We start from the raw sequence: 16,753 nt of genomic DNA, 5'->3' as shown, positions 1-16,753 counted from the left end.
TATTATTAGTAATAAAGAATTAGATAAAGACAAGAAAAAGGCATTAGATTGAACATTATCTCATATAGAAAAAGCATATGGAAAAGGTTCAATAATGGTTCTTGGAGAAAATAAAAGAAGAAATGATATTGATGCTATCCCAACAGGTGCAATAAACCTTGATATAGCATTAGGTATAGGTGGAATACCAAGGGGTAGAATTGTAGAGATTTATGGTCCTGAATCATCAGGTAAAACAACCCTATCTTTACATTGTGTTGCCGAAGCTCAAAAAATAGGAGGTATAGCTGCATTTATAGACGCAGAACATGCACTTGATGTGAATTATGCAAAAAATTTAGGTGTTGATGTACAAAATCTCGTATTATCACAACCTGATACAGGTGAACAAGCTTTAGCTATAACTGAGTCACTTGTTAGATCAAATGCTGTAGATATAATCGTTGTTGACTCTGTTGCTGCATTAGTTCCTAGAGCAGAAATTGAAGGTGATATGGGGGATAGTCACGTTGGTCTATTAGCAAGACTAATGTCACAAGCTATGAGAAAATTAACAAGTGCAATTGCAAAATCTAATTGTACCGTAATTTTTTTGAATCAATTACGACAAAAAATTGGTGTAATGTTTGGTAATCCAGAAACAACAACTGGTGGTATAGCATTAAAATTTTACTCAAGTGTCAGATTAGATATAAGAAGAAAAGAGCAAATCAAAAATGGTGATGATGTAATTGGAAATAGCACTCAAGTAAGAATTGTTAAAAATAAGGTAGCACCACCATTTAAGGTAGCAACATTTGATATAATGTATGGAACAGGTATATCAAAAGTTGGTACTATGCTAGACACAGGCGTTGAAATGGGTATTATAGATAAAGCTGGATACTGGTACAGTTATGGAGATGAAAGATTAGGTCAAGGTAGAGAAAATGTTAAAGAATATTTAACAAATAATCAGAATATTTATGATGAAATTGAGAAAAAGATTAGAGAAAAAATAAAAGTTAATAATTCTAATAATTCTGATGCTGAAGAAAGCGAAGAAGAACAGAATTAATAACCAGATAATAAGGAGTGTAAAATGGATATGTTATACATTGCACTAGCCTTATTAGTGGGAGTTGCTATTGGTTATATTGTTGTTTCAGTTGTTAAATCCAATGCTGATAAAAAGAGGATTAATTCTGCCGAAAATATTTCAAGAAGAATTATTGAAGAAGCAAATATGGATGCTGAAACAGCAAAAAAAGAGGCTATACTGACAGCTAAAGAAGAAATCTATAAATTGAAACAAAATATAGAAAATGAAGAAAAGAATAGACGTAACGAATTAAACAAACACGAACAAAGGTTAGTGAAAAAAGAAGATAATCTTGATAAAAAAATTGATAAATTAGATAAGAAAAACGAAAAAATTAATAACAAATTAAAAGATATAGAAAAAAAAGAAAATGAAGTTGCTGAAAGACTTGCTATAGTAGATGAAGTTATTGAACAACAATCTCTAGAACTTGAAAAAATCGCATCTTTAACTAATGAAGAAGCTAAAGATATAATTCTTCAAAAGGCAAATGAAGATGCTGAACATCAGCGAGCTTTAATCTTACGAGAGTATGAGGCTCGAATTAGAGAAGATCAAAATAAAATTTCAAGAGAAGTGATTACTACAGCCATACAAAGGTATGCATCTGATATTGTAACTGAGACATCAGTCACTGTAGTAGAATTGCCAAGCGATGATATGAAGGGACGAATAATTGGTAAAGAGGGTAGAAATATCAAAGCCTTTGAATTACTTACCGGTGTAGATTTAATTATAGACGATACGCCAGAAGCAATAGTTTTATCATGTTATGATCCTCGTAGAAGAGAAATTGCTAAAATAACACTTGAGAAACTTATGCTAGATGGAAGGATTCATCCAGCTAGAATAGAAGAAATGTATGAAAAAGCTCAAGAAGAAATTGATATAAGGATAAAAGAATTGGGTGAAGAAGCTTGTGAAAAAGCAAGAGTACATGGATTGCATCCTGAATTAGTTAAAGTTTTAGGTAAATTAAACTTTAGAACTTCATATGGACAAAATATGTTGTGGCACTCTGTTGAAGTCGCTAATATTGCAGGTATGTTAGCAAAAGAATTAGGATTGAATGACAGAATAGCTAGACGTGGTGGACTTTTACATGATATTGGTAAAGCTTTGGATCATGAAATTGAAGGAACTCATGTCGAAATTGGTGTGAATTTAGCAAGAAGATATAAAGTAAAGGAAGATATAGTAAATTGTATTGAAGCACATCATTTTGATGTACCATTTAATACTTTAGAAGCAATGATAGTTCAATCTGCAGATGCCATTTCCGCTTCAAGACCTGGAGCAAGAAGAGAAGCATTAGAAGCATACATTCAAAGGTTAACGAATCTTGAAAATATTGCAAATTCTTATGATGGAATCAAGAAAGCTTATGCAATCCAGGCTGGTAGAGAATTGAGAATAATGGTAAATCCAGAAAATATTTCTGATGATAAATTAACGTTATTATCTGATGAAATTGCTAGACAAATTGAATCAGAACTGGAATATCCTGGAAAAATTAAAGTGCATACTATTAGAGAAACTAAATCTATCTCTTATGCTAAATAAATAAATTAAGGTTAGATATTTAGGGATATCTAACTTTTAATTTTATAAATACTATACTAATAACAATGATTTTAATTAAAATATTTGGAGGAAAATATGGGAAAATATAATGAAGCAAAAAAATTATTAGAATTTATTGGTGGTAAGGAAAATATAGAATTGGCAACTTATTGTGTTACTAGAATGAGATTTGTATTAAAGGATATGAATAAAGTTGATTCAAAAAGTATTGAAAAAATTTCATCCGTGAAAGGAACATTTTTTCAAGATGGTAAATTTCAAGTAATTATTGGAGACCAAGTTGAAGATTTCTATAGTGAATTTTCAGAAATAGCAAAATTGTAATTGTAAAAACAATATAATAAGTTAAGTATATAATTATATGTCTAACCAAAAAAACAGCGCTTATAATTCAAATTAAAGCGTTGTTTTTTTGGTTTTGATGAAAAAAAGTTATTGTAAGATTAATTTGATATAATTTGTTATTTTATTTTACATTAATATCGTCTATATAAAATATTTTACTAAAAAATAATGATTTTATTTGTTATACACATTTTGTCACAAAATTATCATTTTGCGACAAAATATATTTATCATCTAATTCGATTTTAATTTGTCCTAGTACAAATTTTTCTATATCATTAATAATTTTATTCCTCAAAAACATTTTCAAACACTGCCCCTTTTTCTATTGGTCTTTTATTTCTTGATTTTCTTTCTTGTTCATTAAGTTTTTTTTCAATTGTCTTTTTTGATTTTGTAATTATTTAATGCTTCCTTCTTTCTTTTCAATCTGTTCTTCAATACTTAATTTTTTACTTTTCATAATATGTTCTTTCTTAAAATAAAAAACGACTAGATTTTTATTTCTAATCGTCCTTTGTTTAAATATTATAGTTTGCTATATTACATTTTAATTTTAAGTTTTCTATATATCTTTTCATGTATTCCCAATCTTGAGAATTATCACTTTTTACTGGTAATTTTATTTTAGTTTTCTTTGCAATACTCCAATGCCTTGAATATCCTAAGTCTAGTATATTTTTTTAATTCTACTGTTTTTCTATTTTAGTTATATCATATCTTTTTTGATTTTCATATATATATGATTGTTGTATACCACGCATATAAACTTGTCTATCATGAATTTTATCAGTTAATGCATTTTTAAGAAGATATTTAATTTCTAAAGTATTTACCGGTGATCTTTCCATCGCACTTAAATAATCATTTTTATCTACTAAAGACCAATCAATACATTTTTCTAAATTTTTTTTAAGAATTAAATCTAACCAAATTCTTGTTGATCTTCCATTCCCTTCTTTAAAAGGATGTGCTATATTCATTTCAGCGTATTTACTAATAATATTATCAAAACTATCTTCTGGCATTTTTTCTATGGTTGATAAATTATTTTCTAAAAATAGTAAAGGTGCAAATCTAAAATTACCTTTTGCCAAATTAACAGTTCTTGTTTGCCCAGCAAAATCAAAAACATCTTGGAAAAGATAATAATGGATTTGTTGTAATCCTTTATATGTTCCTACTTCAAATTTATCAATAAGTTTTTTATCCCATAATTCTAATGCTCTTTTTTTGCTTTTTAATTCTTCATCAACCATATTGTAATGCCCTTTCTTGTTATTTTTTATCATATATAACTTTATTATTATAATATCATGTTCTATCTTTCTAATTCAAATTCTTCTCTATTTATTTTCTTGATAATATAATTATTATCAAGTGGTAATTGATTAAATCCTAAATTTTTATAATGATCAATTTTTTCATTACTTATATACGTTTGATTTTTTGGTACAATAACAGTTTCAAAAGATAGTATTTATTCCCAATCAATATATTTATCTTTTAATATATTATGATCGATAGATTTTATACCATAAGAAAATCCACCATATACTTTTATATCATCTATTTCATAAATTACTTCTTTCTAACTTATGTTCGTTTTGAACATAAGTTATTATCTATTAATTTGTCTTTGTTTTTTTGTTACAAAATATAAAGCTACTACTGAAATTACAAGTGTTGATATTACTGCAAATATTCCTGTATCTCCTGTATTTGGATTATAAGGTGTATCTGGAACTGGTAATACTTTAACTGTTTGTCCTTTATCATTAATATCTTTATGATCTATTAATAAATTTCCTTCTAAATCATGTACTTCTTCAAATACTACAAGTTCTTTTCCATCTAATCCCTTTGTATCAATTTCAAATTCAATATTTACTGATCCATTTTGTGATTGTGGCATGAACCTTACTTCTTTCTTTTCTGTCATTGTTTTTCCATTTTCTTTTAATACTACATATCCAATTAATTTGTATTCTTTTCCTACTATTAAATCTTTATAGTCAAATCTATCTATTAATTTATATGTCTTTCCTTCTTCTACTTCTTTTGTTCCATTTTCCCATTCTGCATAGGTTTTTCCCTTTGGATCAGTTACTTTGATAGTTTGACTTTCATCATTTATATCTTCATGACTTGCTATTACTTCTCCATTGTAAAGTAATTTTTCAAATGCAACTAAATCTTTTCCTCTTACTTGACTTAAATCAATTTCAACTGTTACTTCAACTACTCCAGTTTCTTTTTCTGCTATAAATCTTGTTTCGACTACTACTTCTTTTCCATTTATTAATAAAGGCTTGTTAATTTCTTTATCCATTACTTTTAATTTAGCAACATATTCATTTCCTATTACTAAATTTTCATAGTAAACTTTATCAACTAATTTTACTACTCCTACTGGATCAAATACTTTTTTACCTGATTTTATTTCAGCAAATGTAGTCTTGATTTTAGGATTCTTTACTTTAACAGTTTGATCTTCATCATTTATATCTGCATGAGAATATAATAATCTACCTTCTCTATATAAATCTTCAAATACTACTATTGTTTTTCCTCTTAAAATATCAGCATTTATTGTAAAAATTAATTCAACTTCACCATTTCTTGTTTTAGGAATAAATGTTTTTTCTGCTCTAACTTCTTTACCATTTTTATCAAGAATTGGTTTATTAGTTTCCTTGTCCATTAATACACCTTTAACATTGTATTCTTTTCCAATAATAAAATCTTTATATTTTACAATGTCTTTAATTTGAATTATATTGATTGGATTTACAGTCTTTCTACCTGTTTCGTTATCTACTGCTGTTGTTCTAATTTCAGGAATTTTTTCATTTTCATGTTCTACTTCTACTACATCACCATGATTTTTGTTTGATAAATTAAGATCTATATTTTTATCATCTTTGATATAGCCTTTTGGTGCTTTTACTTCTTCTAAGTAGTATTTTCCTTTTGGCAATCCTTTAACTACAATCTTACCTAATTTATCAGTTATATATTCTCCAACTTCTGTTTTTCCTTTAATTTCATCTACTGCAACTAATTTATATTTTGCTCCAACAACTGGAATTTCTTTGTTAGATCCCATTTCTGTTTTAACAATTACTACTGATACTTTTTGTAGTTCATTTTCTATTTCAGCTGCTTCAACTTTATTTTCTTTTTCTTTTGTATCTTCAAACTTAAACCCTGTTTCATGTTTCTTATTATCTAATACATATTTTCCATCAACTGATAATTCTTTAATGTAGAATTTACCATCAATAGGTAAACTATTGAATTTTCCTTTAATTACATATTCAGCTTCCTTAGTTTCTTCTACTCCTACTTGTACCTTTTCTTGAACCTTTGTTTTTATAACTTCTAATTTTGATATATTCCCTTTAGATTCAATTTCTTCAATTTTTTCTTTAGCTTTAGCTTCTTCATTAAACTTAAATACTTCAGCTAATTCTTTCGTTGTTTTTTGTTCATATCCTTTAACAATATTTTCTTGTGATACAAGTTTTTCTATTTTGTAATCTTTAATATCTTCTTTTAATCTATCAACTGCTTCTTCTAGTGCTTCATGTCCTTTTTCTTTTGTATCATATTCTTGTGATACCACTTCTTTTGTGCTTGGAATTGTATAAGTTAGCTTAAATATTATATTTTCTACTTTTTCAATAATTGGTTTATCTTTATTATCTACTTTTGTTTCAATAAATTCAGATTCAACTATTTCATATACTGGTTTTTCAACCTTCTTTTCTCCATTTAATTCTTTTGCTTCAACTTCTACTTTATCAAGCATTGAATCTTTTGGAATTGTTACACCATTTTCTTTGTAATCTTCTTTTAAGAAAATACCAAATTCAGCTTTTGGATTAGTTGTAAAGTATGGATCATTTTCAAATTTCTTTGTAAATTCAAATTCGATATTCTTTCTTTCATTGAATTTCATTTCTGTTACAGAATGTACTCTTACATTTTGTGATTGGGGAGTAAATTCTATATCATACTCTCTTGTATCTAATACATATTTATCTGGTACACTTATTTCTTTAAGTGTGTATTTTCCAAGTGGAACTTCTTTACTTGTTATTGATGTTTCTGAATTAGTAGTTATTGTATCTACTAATTCTCCTTTTTTATGAAGGATTGTAACTTTATCGCCTGATATAATATCTTCTTTGGCTCTTAATTCCCACTTAGTACCTTCTAAATATCCATCCTTAAATTCTAATTTTGTAACACCATCTTTTACACTAAATCCTTTTAATATTGGTGCTGTTTTTTCAAGTGTTAATCTACCCTTTTGTGGGGTATTTCTTTTTTCAATTACAAATATCTTTGTTAGTTGTGCTGGTTTATCTCCATCATCTTCTATTTTAAATTGTAATGCTTCTCCTTGTTGATTTAAATAATAGCCTTTTGGTGCTTTTATTTCTTCTAAAATGTATTTTCCTACTTGTATTTTTTCAGGTAGTTGAACCATACCTTTATCATTTGTTTCAAATTCTGAAATTTCTTTTGTTTCTTGGTATCTTAATGTTTGTACTACTTTTTCGCCCTTACTTCCATCTTCATTTGCTTTGTATAGTTCAAACTTAACTCCAGCTTGTGGAATTGTATTTCCAGTTTCTTCATCTTTTTTGAATATTTGTAACCATTTTTCATTAGCGTAGTTTTCTAAATTGTATTGGTATTCAGTCCAATCACCTTTTATTTCTACCTTAAATGGTTCTATATTTATAAAGCCATGATTTCTACTTGCTTGTTTTACTATATATATTCCCTTTGGTAACCATTTACTTGTTCCTCTACCAAATTTATCTGTTACAAAACTATCTACTTTTTCATCATTTAAGTTGTATATATCAAATCTGATACCTTCTTCTGGTATTCTTCCACCAGATTGTGAAGAATTATCTTTTCCATTTTCTCCATCTTGGTGTTTAGTTACAGATATTCTTCCCATTTCAACTAATTCATTTGTAATAACTGTTGGATTTTCACTTGTTATTTGATTAAATTCTTTATCTTTTACATTTTCAATTTTTCTATAATCATCACCATTTGCATTTGCTTTATTTAATATATTTAATTCATCAATTTTTGAATTTAACATATCAATTAATGTCTTTGAGTTTGTTGTAGTTTGAGTTACTTTAGTTGTATATTCTCCACCTAAATTATCTTCTACCCCTTCTACTCTTACTGCAACTGGGTTTAGTGTATATCCTAATGAATTTTCAACTTCAACTACATCATACACTCCAAGTGGCAAGTCTTTAACACTTACTACACCATCTTTATTTGTAACTACTTCTTTTACAATAGTTCCTGCTTTTATATCAGTATATTTAGATTCAACTAAAACTACTTTATATTTTGCCCCTTCAAGCGTTGCATTTCCTTGTGATGAAGTTGTAACTACATCTTCTTTTTTAAGTGTAAAATTCATTAATTGGGATTTATTTTCATGAGTTGGTGCATTAAATACTAATTGTTCATCAAGTCGAGTACCTTCTCTTAATTGTTTTATATAAAGGGTATCATCTAATTTATATCCTTTTGGTGCTTTGGTTTCTTGTATTGTATATGTTCCTATAAATCCTGCTTCTACACCATTTTCATCTTTTGGAATTTCATCTCCACCTATCTTAAATTGATCTTTAAATTGTAAAAATCCATTATCATTTGTCTTAAATTTCCATGTATATTTTGGTGTTAAACCTTCTACATTATCTGTTAATTCTTGATAATACTTAATTTCAAATACTGCATTAGCTATACCTTTACCATTTTCGTCTGTCTTTTTAAGCATTAATGATAATGGGTCTGTCTTTGGTTCATCTTTTACAGTAAATGTTACTGGTTCATCTACTACTTCAATTTTTATAATACCATCTTCATTTTCACCTGATTCTCTATCTAGCTTATATCCCTTTGGTGCTTTTTGTTCTCTAATGTAATAGATTCCTTTTTCTAAGGTTATTGAGTTTGTTTCACCAATTGCATTTGTTGTAAATGTTCCAATTCTATCTTGATCTTCTGTTGCATTCTCTTCATTTGCATAAAGTCCATATTCTGCTCCTTCTAGAGAGTAGTTTGGATTATTTAATGTATAGTTTGGTTTTGATGATTCTTTTTTAATTCTAAATTCTATTTCATTTGGAACTGGTGTAAAATCAAATCTTGCCATTTTTTGCCCATCATATTTTGAATCTGTATATACATATCCTGTAGCACCCTTAAATTTATATGAATTAGGGTTTGCTTTATATTCATTATCAAATTTATTTGCAATTGATTCAAATAAATAGCCTTTGTAGCTTATTTGACCTAATACATGCCAAGTTAAGGCTTGAATAGCGTGTTTTCCTAAATTCTCATTTTTTGCCCAAGCAAATGCTGATAACAATTTTTTATTTGTTATGGGATAATCTCTAGAATAGTTAGACCTAGTTGAAAGTTTATCATTTCTATCATTTTTTACCTTTGCTAAGTTTGTACCTGCTTCAATACATATCACGTCATTAAATACAATATCGTTATATGTCCCCCACTTGCAAACTTAAAGTCTTGTGTACTCTCAACTTGTCCTTTACGAACAATATTTGATAGACCATTTGGAGATCTAGGAGTATATATTACTTTACCAGTATAACTGGTTTCATTTCCCCTAAAATCTTCAATTACATAAAGACTTGCTGCGTTTGATACGTGAGTTGTAAATATCCCGCTTACATTTCCAATTAGTATTAAAAAAGCCATTAATACACTTGATATTTTTTTTATTTTTATCTTCATTTTTCCTTCCTTTGTTTTGTTTTAGTTTCTTTAGGTGTTTCAACCATGATTAAAAATTAAATTTTGATATGATAACTTTTAATTTTTTTTATTTAAACACCCCCTTTCTTTTATTTTTTTAAACAAAAAAAGAGAGAAAATTTTTATTTTTTCTCTCACCAAATTTATTATATTAAATTTTTTTTGTTTTATACTCTCAATATTTGTTACAATTATTTAATATTTTGAGCTTATCTATTCCCTATGTCCTTTTTCTTCTACACCTTTTAGTTTCATACCATCTCCCTTTAAAACGTAAAAAAGAGAGAATTTTACTTCTCTCTCTTTCTAACTTCTGTTCATTTTAAACTAAAGTTATATTTTATTATGATTTACTAATAGATATTATTGCAAATACGGAAATTGCACCATATAATATCATTCTAACTATGGGAATATATATTAATTTTATTAATATTAGTGATAAAAAAATATTTACAACAACAAAAATTAATAATAAAAAAACTTCTTCATTTAATATTGAAAAGTTAGAAAACAATCTTTTCAATATTTTTATAATAAAAAAGTAAAACGATATAAATAAAATCATTAATGTAAAAACGAAAAATAAAAGTATATCATATAAATTACTGAGAAATATTTCATAATAAGAGACTGTGTAAAATTTTGTGTATAGAAACCTCCTGATTAGGGTAAAGAAAAACTAATTAGGAGGAATTTTTATGCCAAGAAAAAGACCAGAAACAAGACTAAATAAAATAACTAAAATGTTACTAGAAGAATATCAACCAGAAACTGCTCAGGATTTACAAAATGCACTTAAAGACCTTTTAGGTGATGCAATGGAACAAATGCTTAAATCTGAACTTGATGAGCATCTAGACTATGAATATGGACAAGTTCCACTATCACTAAACACTAGAAATGGATCAAGTAAAAAGACTGTTAAATCTTCATATGGAAATATAGATCTTAATATTCCAAGAGATAGATATGCTTCATTTGAACCACAAGTACTTAAAAAATATGAAAAAGACATATCAAATATAGAGAATCAAATAATATCAATGTATGCAAAAGGTATGACTACTAGAGACATATCAGCTCATATTAAAGAAATTTATGGTTTTGGATTATCAGAAACTATGGTAAGTAAAATAACTAACAAGATACTTCCAACAATAGAAGAGTGGTAAAACAGACCACTAGATAAAGTCTATCCAATGGTGTTTTTAGATGCAATCCACTATCATGTTAGAGAAAATAATATTGTAGTTAAAAAAGCTGTTTACATAGCTTTAGGATACAATTTAGAAGGCTTTAAGGAAATACTTGGTATGTGGGTTGGAGAAAATGAATCAAGTAAATATTGGCTTTTAGTATTAAATCAATTAAAAGAACGTGGGCTAGAAGATGTATTAATCTTCTCAACAGACAATCTAGCAGGATTTACTCAAGCAATAGAAGCAGTCTATCCAAAAGCAGAAATACAAAAATGTATAATACATCAAATAAGAAACTCTACTAAATATGTATCATACAAAGATATTAGAGAGTTGATGAAGGACTTAAAGTCAATATACAAAGCACCTACAGAAGATTTAGCACTAACCAATTTAGATGTATTTGAAGATAAGTGGGGTAAGAAATATCCTACATGTGTATCTTCATGGAGAAATAATTGGGCTGAATTATCAACATATTTTAAGTATCCTGAAGATATTAGAAAGATGATATACACAACAAATGCTATGGAAAACTTTAATAGACAGTTAAGAAAAGTAACTAAAAATAAAGCAATATTTCCAAATGATTATGCATTACAAAAAAGTCTTTATCTAGCTATGGCAGATGCTTCAGCTAAGTGGACTAGTAGAATAAGAGGTTGGGATAAGGTGTTATCACAATTATCAATATATTTTGAAGGGAGGATATAATAAAAAAAAATAGAAAGCAATAGTAAAAAATATCTGCAAATTTTTAACAAAATTTGACAGTGTATTAATAATGTGTAAAATTAAGTTAAGCTTCATTTCTTAAGAAATGAATATCTATTGATACAAAAAATGTATCAACCCATACCCTTTTATATCAGGATTTAGGTTGATACACAAAATTATTTACAGACCCCATAATAACCTAATCCTGAATCTATTAAACTAAATAAATATTTATTATAATCCTTTAAGCAAAAAATGAAAATTATTTCTAGCAATAGAAAAATTATCCAAATACTATATTTAAAAATGTTTTCTTGAAGTTCTTTTTTTATTTCTCTTATCATTAAATTTATTTCTTCTTTCATCTTGTATTTTTTCAATTAATAATATTTCTTTCTTTATTTCGCTTATATCTTTTATAAAACTAATTAGACTAAATATAACAAGAATTGAAATAAAGCCATAAATTATTATCGTTAAATATAATATTCCTATAGATAACTCTTTATCTGTTAAAATAAGTCCCTTGTTTAATATAAAATATATTAGATTAAATACTTTTGTTGTTAAACCTGATATTATTCCTACTAATAATACAATCATTATTAGCCGTAAAATGTTATTTTTATATTCATACAAAGACTGCAACTCAATATATTTTAATTTAATATTATCGTCAGATAATTTAGTATAATATTCTTGCTTTTTATTATACTTTAACATTAATTTTTTATCTTTTTCTTCAATAGAAAAATATTTTAATACTTTATTTATCATATTTATCTTTCCCTTTAATCTAATTCTATCATATTTGAAATTTTTTATATACAAAATACCGATAATTTTAGTTCTCTTTCAATAAAAAAGAGATAGAACTCTCTATCTCTTTTCTAACTTTTGTTCATTTTGAACAAAAGTTATCTTCTAAAATTTATTAATGTTTCCATTCCCATACTTCATCTGATACTTTAACTTCTTCTTTTACTATTTTAGTTTTATAGCCAATGATTTTATCTGTTACAACTACTTCAGTTTCTGCTGTCCCCCAGTTTCCTAAGATCTCATTATCAGTCATATAATCACTAGCTTCCTTAGCTGAATAAAAATACTTTGTTTCTCCAGTCGAGCCATTATGAACAAACCATCTTGCCCTACCCCTTTCTCTATATATTGGTCTATCTAAATCATTTACTTTTTTTTCTACTGTCTTATATTCTGCATTTTGTACTTTTACATATCTTTCTATTATCTTATCTTGTGCTTGTCTTGTAACTGTATTTGATACTACTTTACCATCTTCTTTTACAATAGTTCTTTCTCCACTTCTTCCTTCTTGATATACTCTTGATTTTCCACCTGTATAAGCATATTTATCTATTGTATCAAATGATATTGACTGTGTTTCAGTTGTTCTAACTACTTCTTTTTTTGTTTCTTTTGGTTTACTTGGTTGAGTTGGTTTTGTTTCACTTGGTTTACTTGGTGATGGCTTTGTCGCCTTATTTTTTTCTACAGTTTTTGTATCTTCTTGTTGTATAGATACTGATGTATTGTTTTTAACTGTTTTTTCTTGTGTTTCTTTTTCTTTTGATTGTTCTACTTTTTTGTCAGTTTCTTTATTTGTTTCTTTTATCACTTTTGTATCTAATGGCTTTATATTTTCTTTTTTAGCAACTTCTATTTTTGTCATATTTGCAGTTACTTTTTCTAATATTTTTTTACCATTTGTTTTTATTAAGCTTTTATCGCCTTTTTCTAGAGCTTCTTTTGTTTGTTCTAATATATTTTCTAGCTGTTTTTTTGTAACTTTGTCATTTTCTATATGTTTTGATTTTGCATTTACTAATATTTTTTTACCATTTGTTTTTAATTTGAAATTTTCTTTTATCTCATTTATTGAACCGTCTTCATTTATTGTTGGTATCAAGTTTATATTATATTCTTTGTTTTCTAACAAATCTTTTGAGATTATATATTCGTCTTTTTCTTTGCCTTTTGTTACATTCATTACTGTGTATTGGTCTTTTTTATCCTTTGTTTCTGTTATTTTTGCTATTACATTTGTTGATTTGTTTATATCATAGTTTTTTAGGGTTGTTGTGATTTCTATTTTTGAAGTTTTCTCTAATTTTGTTTCTACAGTAGCTTCAGCTTCTGTTTCTTTTAAGGTTTCTTTTTTGTCGTTACAAGCTACAAGTAAAATACTTAGTATTAGAATTAATGTTAATGCTATTTTATTTTTCATTTATTTTCCCTTTCTTTATTTTTATTTTCTCTAGGTATTTCAACTATGATTAAAAATTAAATTTTAGTATGATAGGTTATTATATATACCAAATTAAATAGCTCTTAAAAACTCATAGAGTGGCTTATATGCCTTTAACATCTTATAGGCTAGGTTTTTGTATGTCTAATATATTTAAAAAGCGTATAGCCCCTTTTTAAGGCTTATAAAACACTATTCACTATCCTTACAAGTTTTATCTGATTAAATTTTTTTATCTCCCACTACTTTCTATTTTTGTTTAATTTATATTTTTCTTGATTATCTCTTACAAATTCATATGCTGTTGTTATTTCTACGAATTTCTTTTGTGCATTTTCGTTTTTGTTTTGGTCTGGGTGATATACTTTTGATAATTGCATATACTTTCTTTTTAACTCTGCTTCTTCACAATCAACATCTACTCCTAAAATTTCACAATAGCTTATATATTTTTCTTCTAAAGAATTATTTTTTGATTGTTCAGTATTTTTAGAAGAATTTGAATTATAAGATTTATTATATGTCTTTCTTCTATCTGTATACCTACCAGACAATACTTTTACAAAATTATCTTCCTCTAAAAACCATTCAAATGTGATTATAAAACTTGTTTTATACCCTTTTAAGAAACTTGATTTATTTATTTTTCTTATTGCTGAAATTAGATTTTCTTTTCCGAATTTATGCTCTAATTTATTTAATTTGTAATGTGTATTTGTACCTGTTTCTATAATTACTATTTTAGGTATCTCTTCAATGTTATTCCACTCATGCATATATTCCATTATATTTGGAAGATTAGTTTTTTCATAATTATTTTCGTGAGATGATTCTTTTTTTATGAATTTAGAATATATGTTTAATTCATTAAATTCAAATAATCCAAAAAACCATAAATCATCATCTTTATCAAAAATATCATCAAAAATTCTTTCAGCTAATCCCACAATTACTTTAGATCTAATTAAATATAGTAATATACCAGATATGATTACTGCAAGAATAAATACTATCCAGTTTAACCTATCCTTAGGTTTGTATGAATCATATATTAAATAAGATGTTAATCCAAATACTATAAAACTTGTGTATATTAAATATAATATCTTACATTTTCTTTTTATTAAAAATAATATTAGTAAATAAATAATAATTAAAAGTAAATACACACCTATTTGAATTATTGTTGGTGCTTGAATGTATTGTGCTATCAAGTGTTTATTTAACATTAAAAACATAGATATTTCAAAAAATGTAATAAAAGCACTAAATAAAATTATAAATAATATACCAAATGTGATTATAAGACTTATCATAAATACTACCCTCTTATTTTGTTCATTTTGAACAAAGTTATTATTTAATAATATTTTAACATATTTATCTTTCAATTTCAGATAATTCTTTTATATTTGTTTTATTTTTTATACTCAAATCTTTAAAATCAGAAACTTCATGTCTATTTGGATCAATATCAGCTCTATCTACAACCCCATCGTTATCAATATCTTTATCTTTTTCAAAAGTTTCTATTTTATCTTCTGTTAGTTTTGTTGACTGTGATCCATGATGAATAGTTTGTTGATTTTTATATGGATTAATTGCTCTATAATTTTGATTAGTTGCCCATATTCTGTTAGGGTCTATACAAAAAACTTCCACTCCGTTAATAGACAGTCTTGTTGCTTGCTGGAAAAATCCACCTGATAATCTGATATATCCATTTAGGTATTTTACTCTTAAATTTCCACTTGGTGCAATTCCAGCAAATGCACTTGACATTCCTGTAAATAATAACATGAATGCAAGTAATATACTTGACATTTTCTTGATTAAATTTTTTTTCATTAATTTTCCTCCTCTTGAGTTTCAAATTGTCTTTTTTTTTACAGTTTATGATAGATTACTTTTTTCATTTTATTACTTCTTCCTTTTTTTTAGGTGTTTCAATTTTATTTTTCACTAATGCATTTTAGCAAAAAATTTTATCATTAATAGATAAATAAATATTCTATACATTTTTTCTCCTTTAAAATTAAAAAAGAGAGAATTATACTTCTCTCTCACCCATTAATTTATTTTCCCCTAAATTAATAATATCAAATTGTTATAATTAAATACTGTTATTATTATTACGACTATTTAATATTTTACTTTTTTATATTGTTCTAAACTCTTTTCTTTATCTAAATTTATTTTGTTTTTAAATTTTTTATAAGCTATCGATTGTTCTTCTTCATATTTAAATTTTACTGTATCTTTTTCTACTTTTTTAGATTTTTTAATTTTAAAAATTCTTTTTTATCTATTTCAAATTCTATTTGATTATCTAAATCTACTATATAAAACTCCACAAAAGGATAATTGTCAATAAAAATCAAGCTTATTATAAGATTAGTAAACCAAAATATCGCTACAGTTAACATTGAGTACATCATGATAGTAACACTTGGTTTAAATACAATATTTAATAACATTACTATTGAGGTAACTATAACACTTATGAGTTCAGATACTCCATTAGCAGTAGAAAAAACTAGATAATTTTCATATGTCAATTCTACCCTTCCAATGTCTTTAATATTATTCATATATAGATATTTCTTCCTTTCTTCATTATAATTACCTTTAAAACATAAAGAGAGAGAACTTTATTTTTCTCTCTTTATGTATGTATTTAAGTGTATTTGATAATGAAATCAAAAATTATTTTCTTATTAA

11 protein-coding genes and 1 pseudogene are annotated in these 16,753 nt (G+C 26.1%); 4 read left to right on the top strand and 8 right to left on the bottom strand.

Annotated elements, in window-relative coordinates:
• Positions 1 to 94: 94 nt before the first annotated feature.
• From recA to AC4KN9_RS03670, 3 genes are all read left to right on the top strand, one after another.
• The gene (gene recA, locus AC4KN9_RS03680; protein WP_491017302.1) at positions 95 to 1,057 is read left to right on the top strand and encodes a recombinase RecA; all 963 of its coding nucleotides are present in this window, start codon (positions 95 to 97) and stop codon (positions 1,055 to 1,057) included.
• 24 nt (positions 1,058 to 1,081) lie between these two features.
• Positions 1,082 to 2,644, top strand: a complete 1,563-nt coding sequence (gene rny / locus AC4KN9_RS03675) for a ribonuclease Y (protein WP_491017301.1) — start codon at positions 1,082 to 1,084, stop codon at positions 2,642 to 2,644.
• A gap of 96 nt (positions 2,645 to 2,740) precedes the next feature.
• Positions 2,741 to 2,989 (top strand): PTS sugar transporter subunit IIB, encoded by a 249-nt coding sequence (locus AC4KN9_RS03670; protein WP_491017300.1) that lies wholly within the window; start codon positions 2,741 to 2,743, stop codon positions 2,987 to 2,989.
• Between the two features lie 710 nt (positions 2,990 to 3,699).
• Here the strand turns inward: AC4KN9_RS03670 and fic are convergent.
• The 3 genes from fic to AC4KN9_RS03655 form a co-directional block, all read right to left on the bottom strand.
• Complete coding sequence (gene fic, locus AC4KN9_RS03665) at positions 3,700 to 4,302, bottom strand: protein adenylyltransferase Fic (RefSeq protein WP_491017299.1); 603 nt, start codon at positions 4,300 to 4,302, stop codon at positions 3,700 to 3,702.
• Between the two features lie 329 nt (positions 4,303 to 4,631).
• The gene (locus AC4KN9_RS03660; protein ID WP_491017298.1) at positions 4,632 to 9,548 is read right to left on the bottom strand and encodes a VaFE repeat-containing surface-anchored protein; all 4,917 of its coding nucleotides are present in this window, start codon (positions 9,546 to 9,548) and stop codon (positions 4,632 to 4,634) included.
• Entirely contained in the window at positions 9,545 to 9,826 is a 282-nt protein-coding gene (locus AC4KN9_RS03655) for a hypothetical protein (RefSeq protein WP_491017297.1), read from the bottom strand. Before AC4KN9_RS03655 ends, AC4KN9_RS03660 begins: the two co-directional genes overlap by 4 nt.
• 767 nt (positions 9,827 to 10,593) lie before the next feature.
• Here AC4KN9_RS03655 and AC4KN9_RS03650 point away from each other — a divergent pair.
• A pseudogene (locus AC4KN9_RS03650) lies at positions 10,594 to 11,763 on the top strand (IS256 family transposase).
• Between the two features lie 303 nt (positions 11,764 to 12,066).
• Here AC4KN9_RS03650 and AC4KN9_RS03645 read toward each other — a convergent pair.
• From AC4KN9_RS03645 to AC4KN9_RS03625, 5 genes are all read right to left on the bottom strand, one after another.
• Complete coding sequence (locus tag AC4KN9_RS03645) at positions 12,067 to 12,543, bottom strand: hypothetical protein (RefSeq protein WP_491017296.1); 477 nt, start codon at positions 12,541 to 12,543, stop codon at positions 12,067 to 12,069.
• Between the two features lie 157 nt (positions 12,544 to 12,700).
• Entirely contained in the window at positions 12,701 to 14,011 is a 1,311-nt protein-coding gene (locus AC4KN9_RS03640; protein WP_491017295.1) for a hypothetical protein, read from the bottom strand.
• A 263-nt stretch (positions 14,012 to 14,274) separates the two neighbouring features.
• Positions 14,275 to 15,348 carry a DnaJ domain-containing protein gene (locus tag AC4KN9_RS03635; protein WP_491017294.1) on the bottom strand — a complete coding sequence of 358 codons (1,074 nt, stop codon included), beginning with the start codon at positions 15,346 to 15,348 and terminating at the stop codon, positions 14,275 to 14,277.
• Between the two features lie 64 nt (positions 15,349 to 15,412).
• Positions 15,413 to 15,880, bottom strand: coding sequence for a hypothetical protein (locus tag AC4KN9_RS03630; RefSeq protein WP_491017293.1), 468 nt, complete (start codon positions 15,878 to 15,880; stop codon positions 15,413 to 15,415).
• Positions 15,881 to 16,296: 416 nt separating this feature from the next.
• Positions 16,297 to 16,623 (bottom strand): hypothetical protein, encoded by a 327-nt coding sequence (locus AC4KN9_RS03625; RefSeq protein ID WP_491017292.1) that lies wholly within the window; start codon positions 16,621 to 16,623, stop codon positions 16,297 to 16,299.
• Positions 16,624 to 16,753: the final 130 nt, after the last annotated feature.

The sequence above is a fragment of the Helcococcus sp. SA-HE-C1 genome (assembly GCF_985670335.1).
The sequence above is the reverse complement of the archived record's forward strand: the minus strand, read 5'-3'. Positions and strand labels throughout refer to the sequence as shown.

Excerpts from the sequence above, each read along its gene's own strand:
- recA (WP_491017302.1), top strand. The coding sequence starts at position 95 with ATGGTTCTTGGAGAAAATAAAAGAAGAAATGATATTGATGCTATCCCA.
- rny (WP_491017301.1), top strand. The coding sequence starts at position 1,082 with ATGGATATGTTATACATTGCACTAGCCTTATTAGTGGGAGTTGCTATT.
- AC4KN9_RS03670 (WP_491017300.1), top strand. The coding sequence starts at position 2,741 with ATGGGAAAATATAATGAAGCAAAAAAATTATTAGAATTTATTGGTGGT.
- fic (WP_491017299.1), bottom strand. The coding sequence starts at position 4,302 with ATGATAAAAAATAACAAGAAAGGGCATTACAATATGGTTGATGAAGAA.
- AC4KN9_RS03655 (WP_491017297.1), bottom strand. The coding sequence starts at position 9,826 with ATGAAGATAAAAATAAAAAAAATATCAAGTGTATTAATGGCTTTTTTA.
- AC4KN9_RS03645 (WP_491017296.1), bottom strand. The coding sequence starts at position 12,543 with ATGATAAATAAAGTATTAAAATATTTTTCTATTGAAGAAAAAGATAAA.
- AC4KN9_RS03640 (WP_491017295.1), bottom strand. The coding sequence starts at position 14,011 with ATGAAAAATAAAATAGCATTAACATTAATTCTAATACTAAGTATTTTA.
- AC4KN9_RS03635 (WP_491017294.1), bottom strand. The coding sequence starts at position 15,348 with ATGATAAGTCTTATAATCACATTTGGTATATTATTTATAATTTTATTT.
- AC4KN9_RS03630 (WP_491017293.1), bottom strand. The coding sequence starts at position 15,880 with ATGAAAAAAAATTTAATCAAGAAAATGTCAAGTATATTACTTGCATTC.
- AC4KN9_RS03625 (WP_491017292.1), bottom strand. The coding sequence starts at position 16,623 with ATGAATAATATTAAAGACATTGGAAGGGTAGAATTGACATATGAAAAT.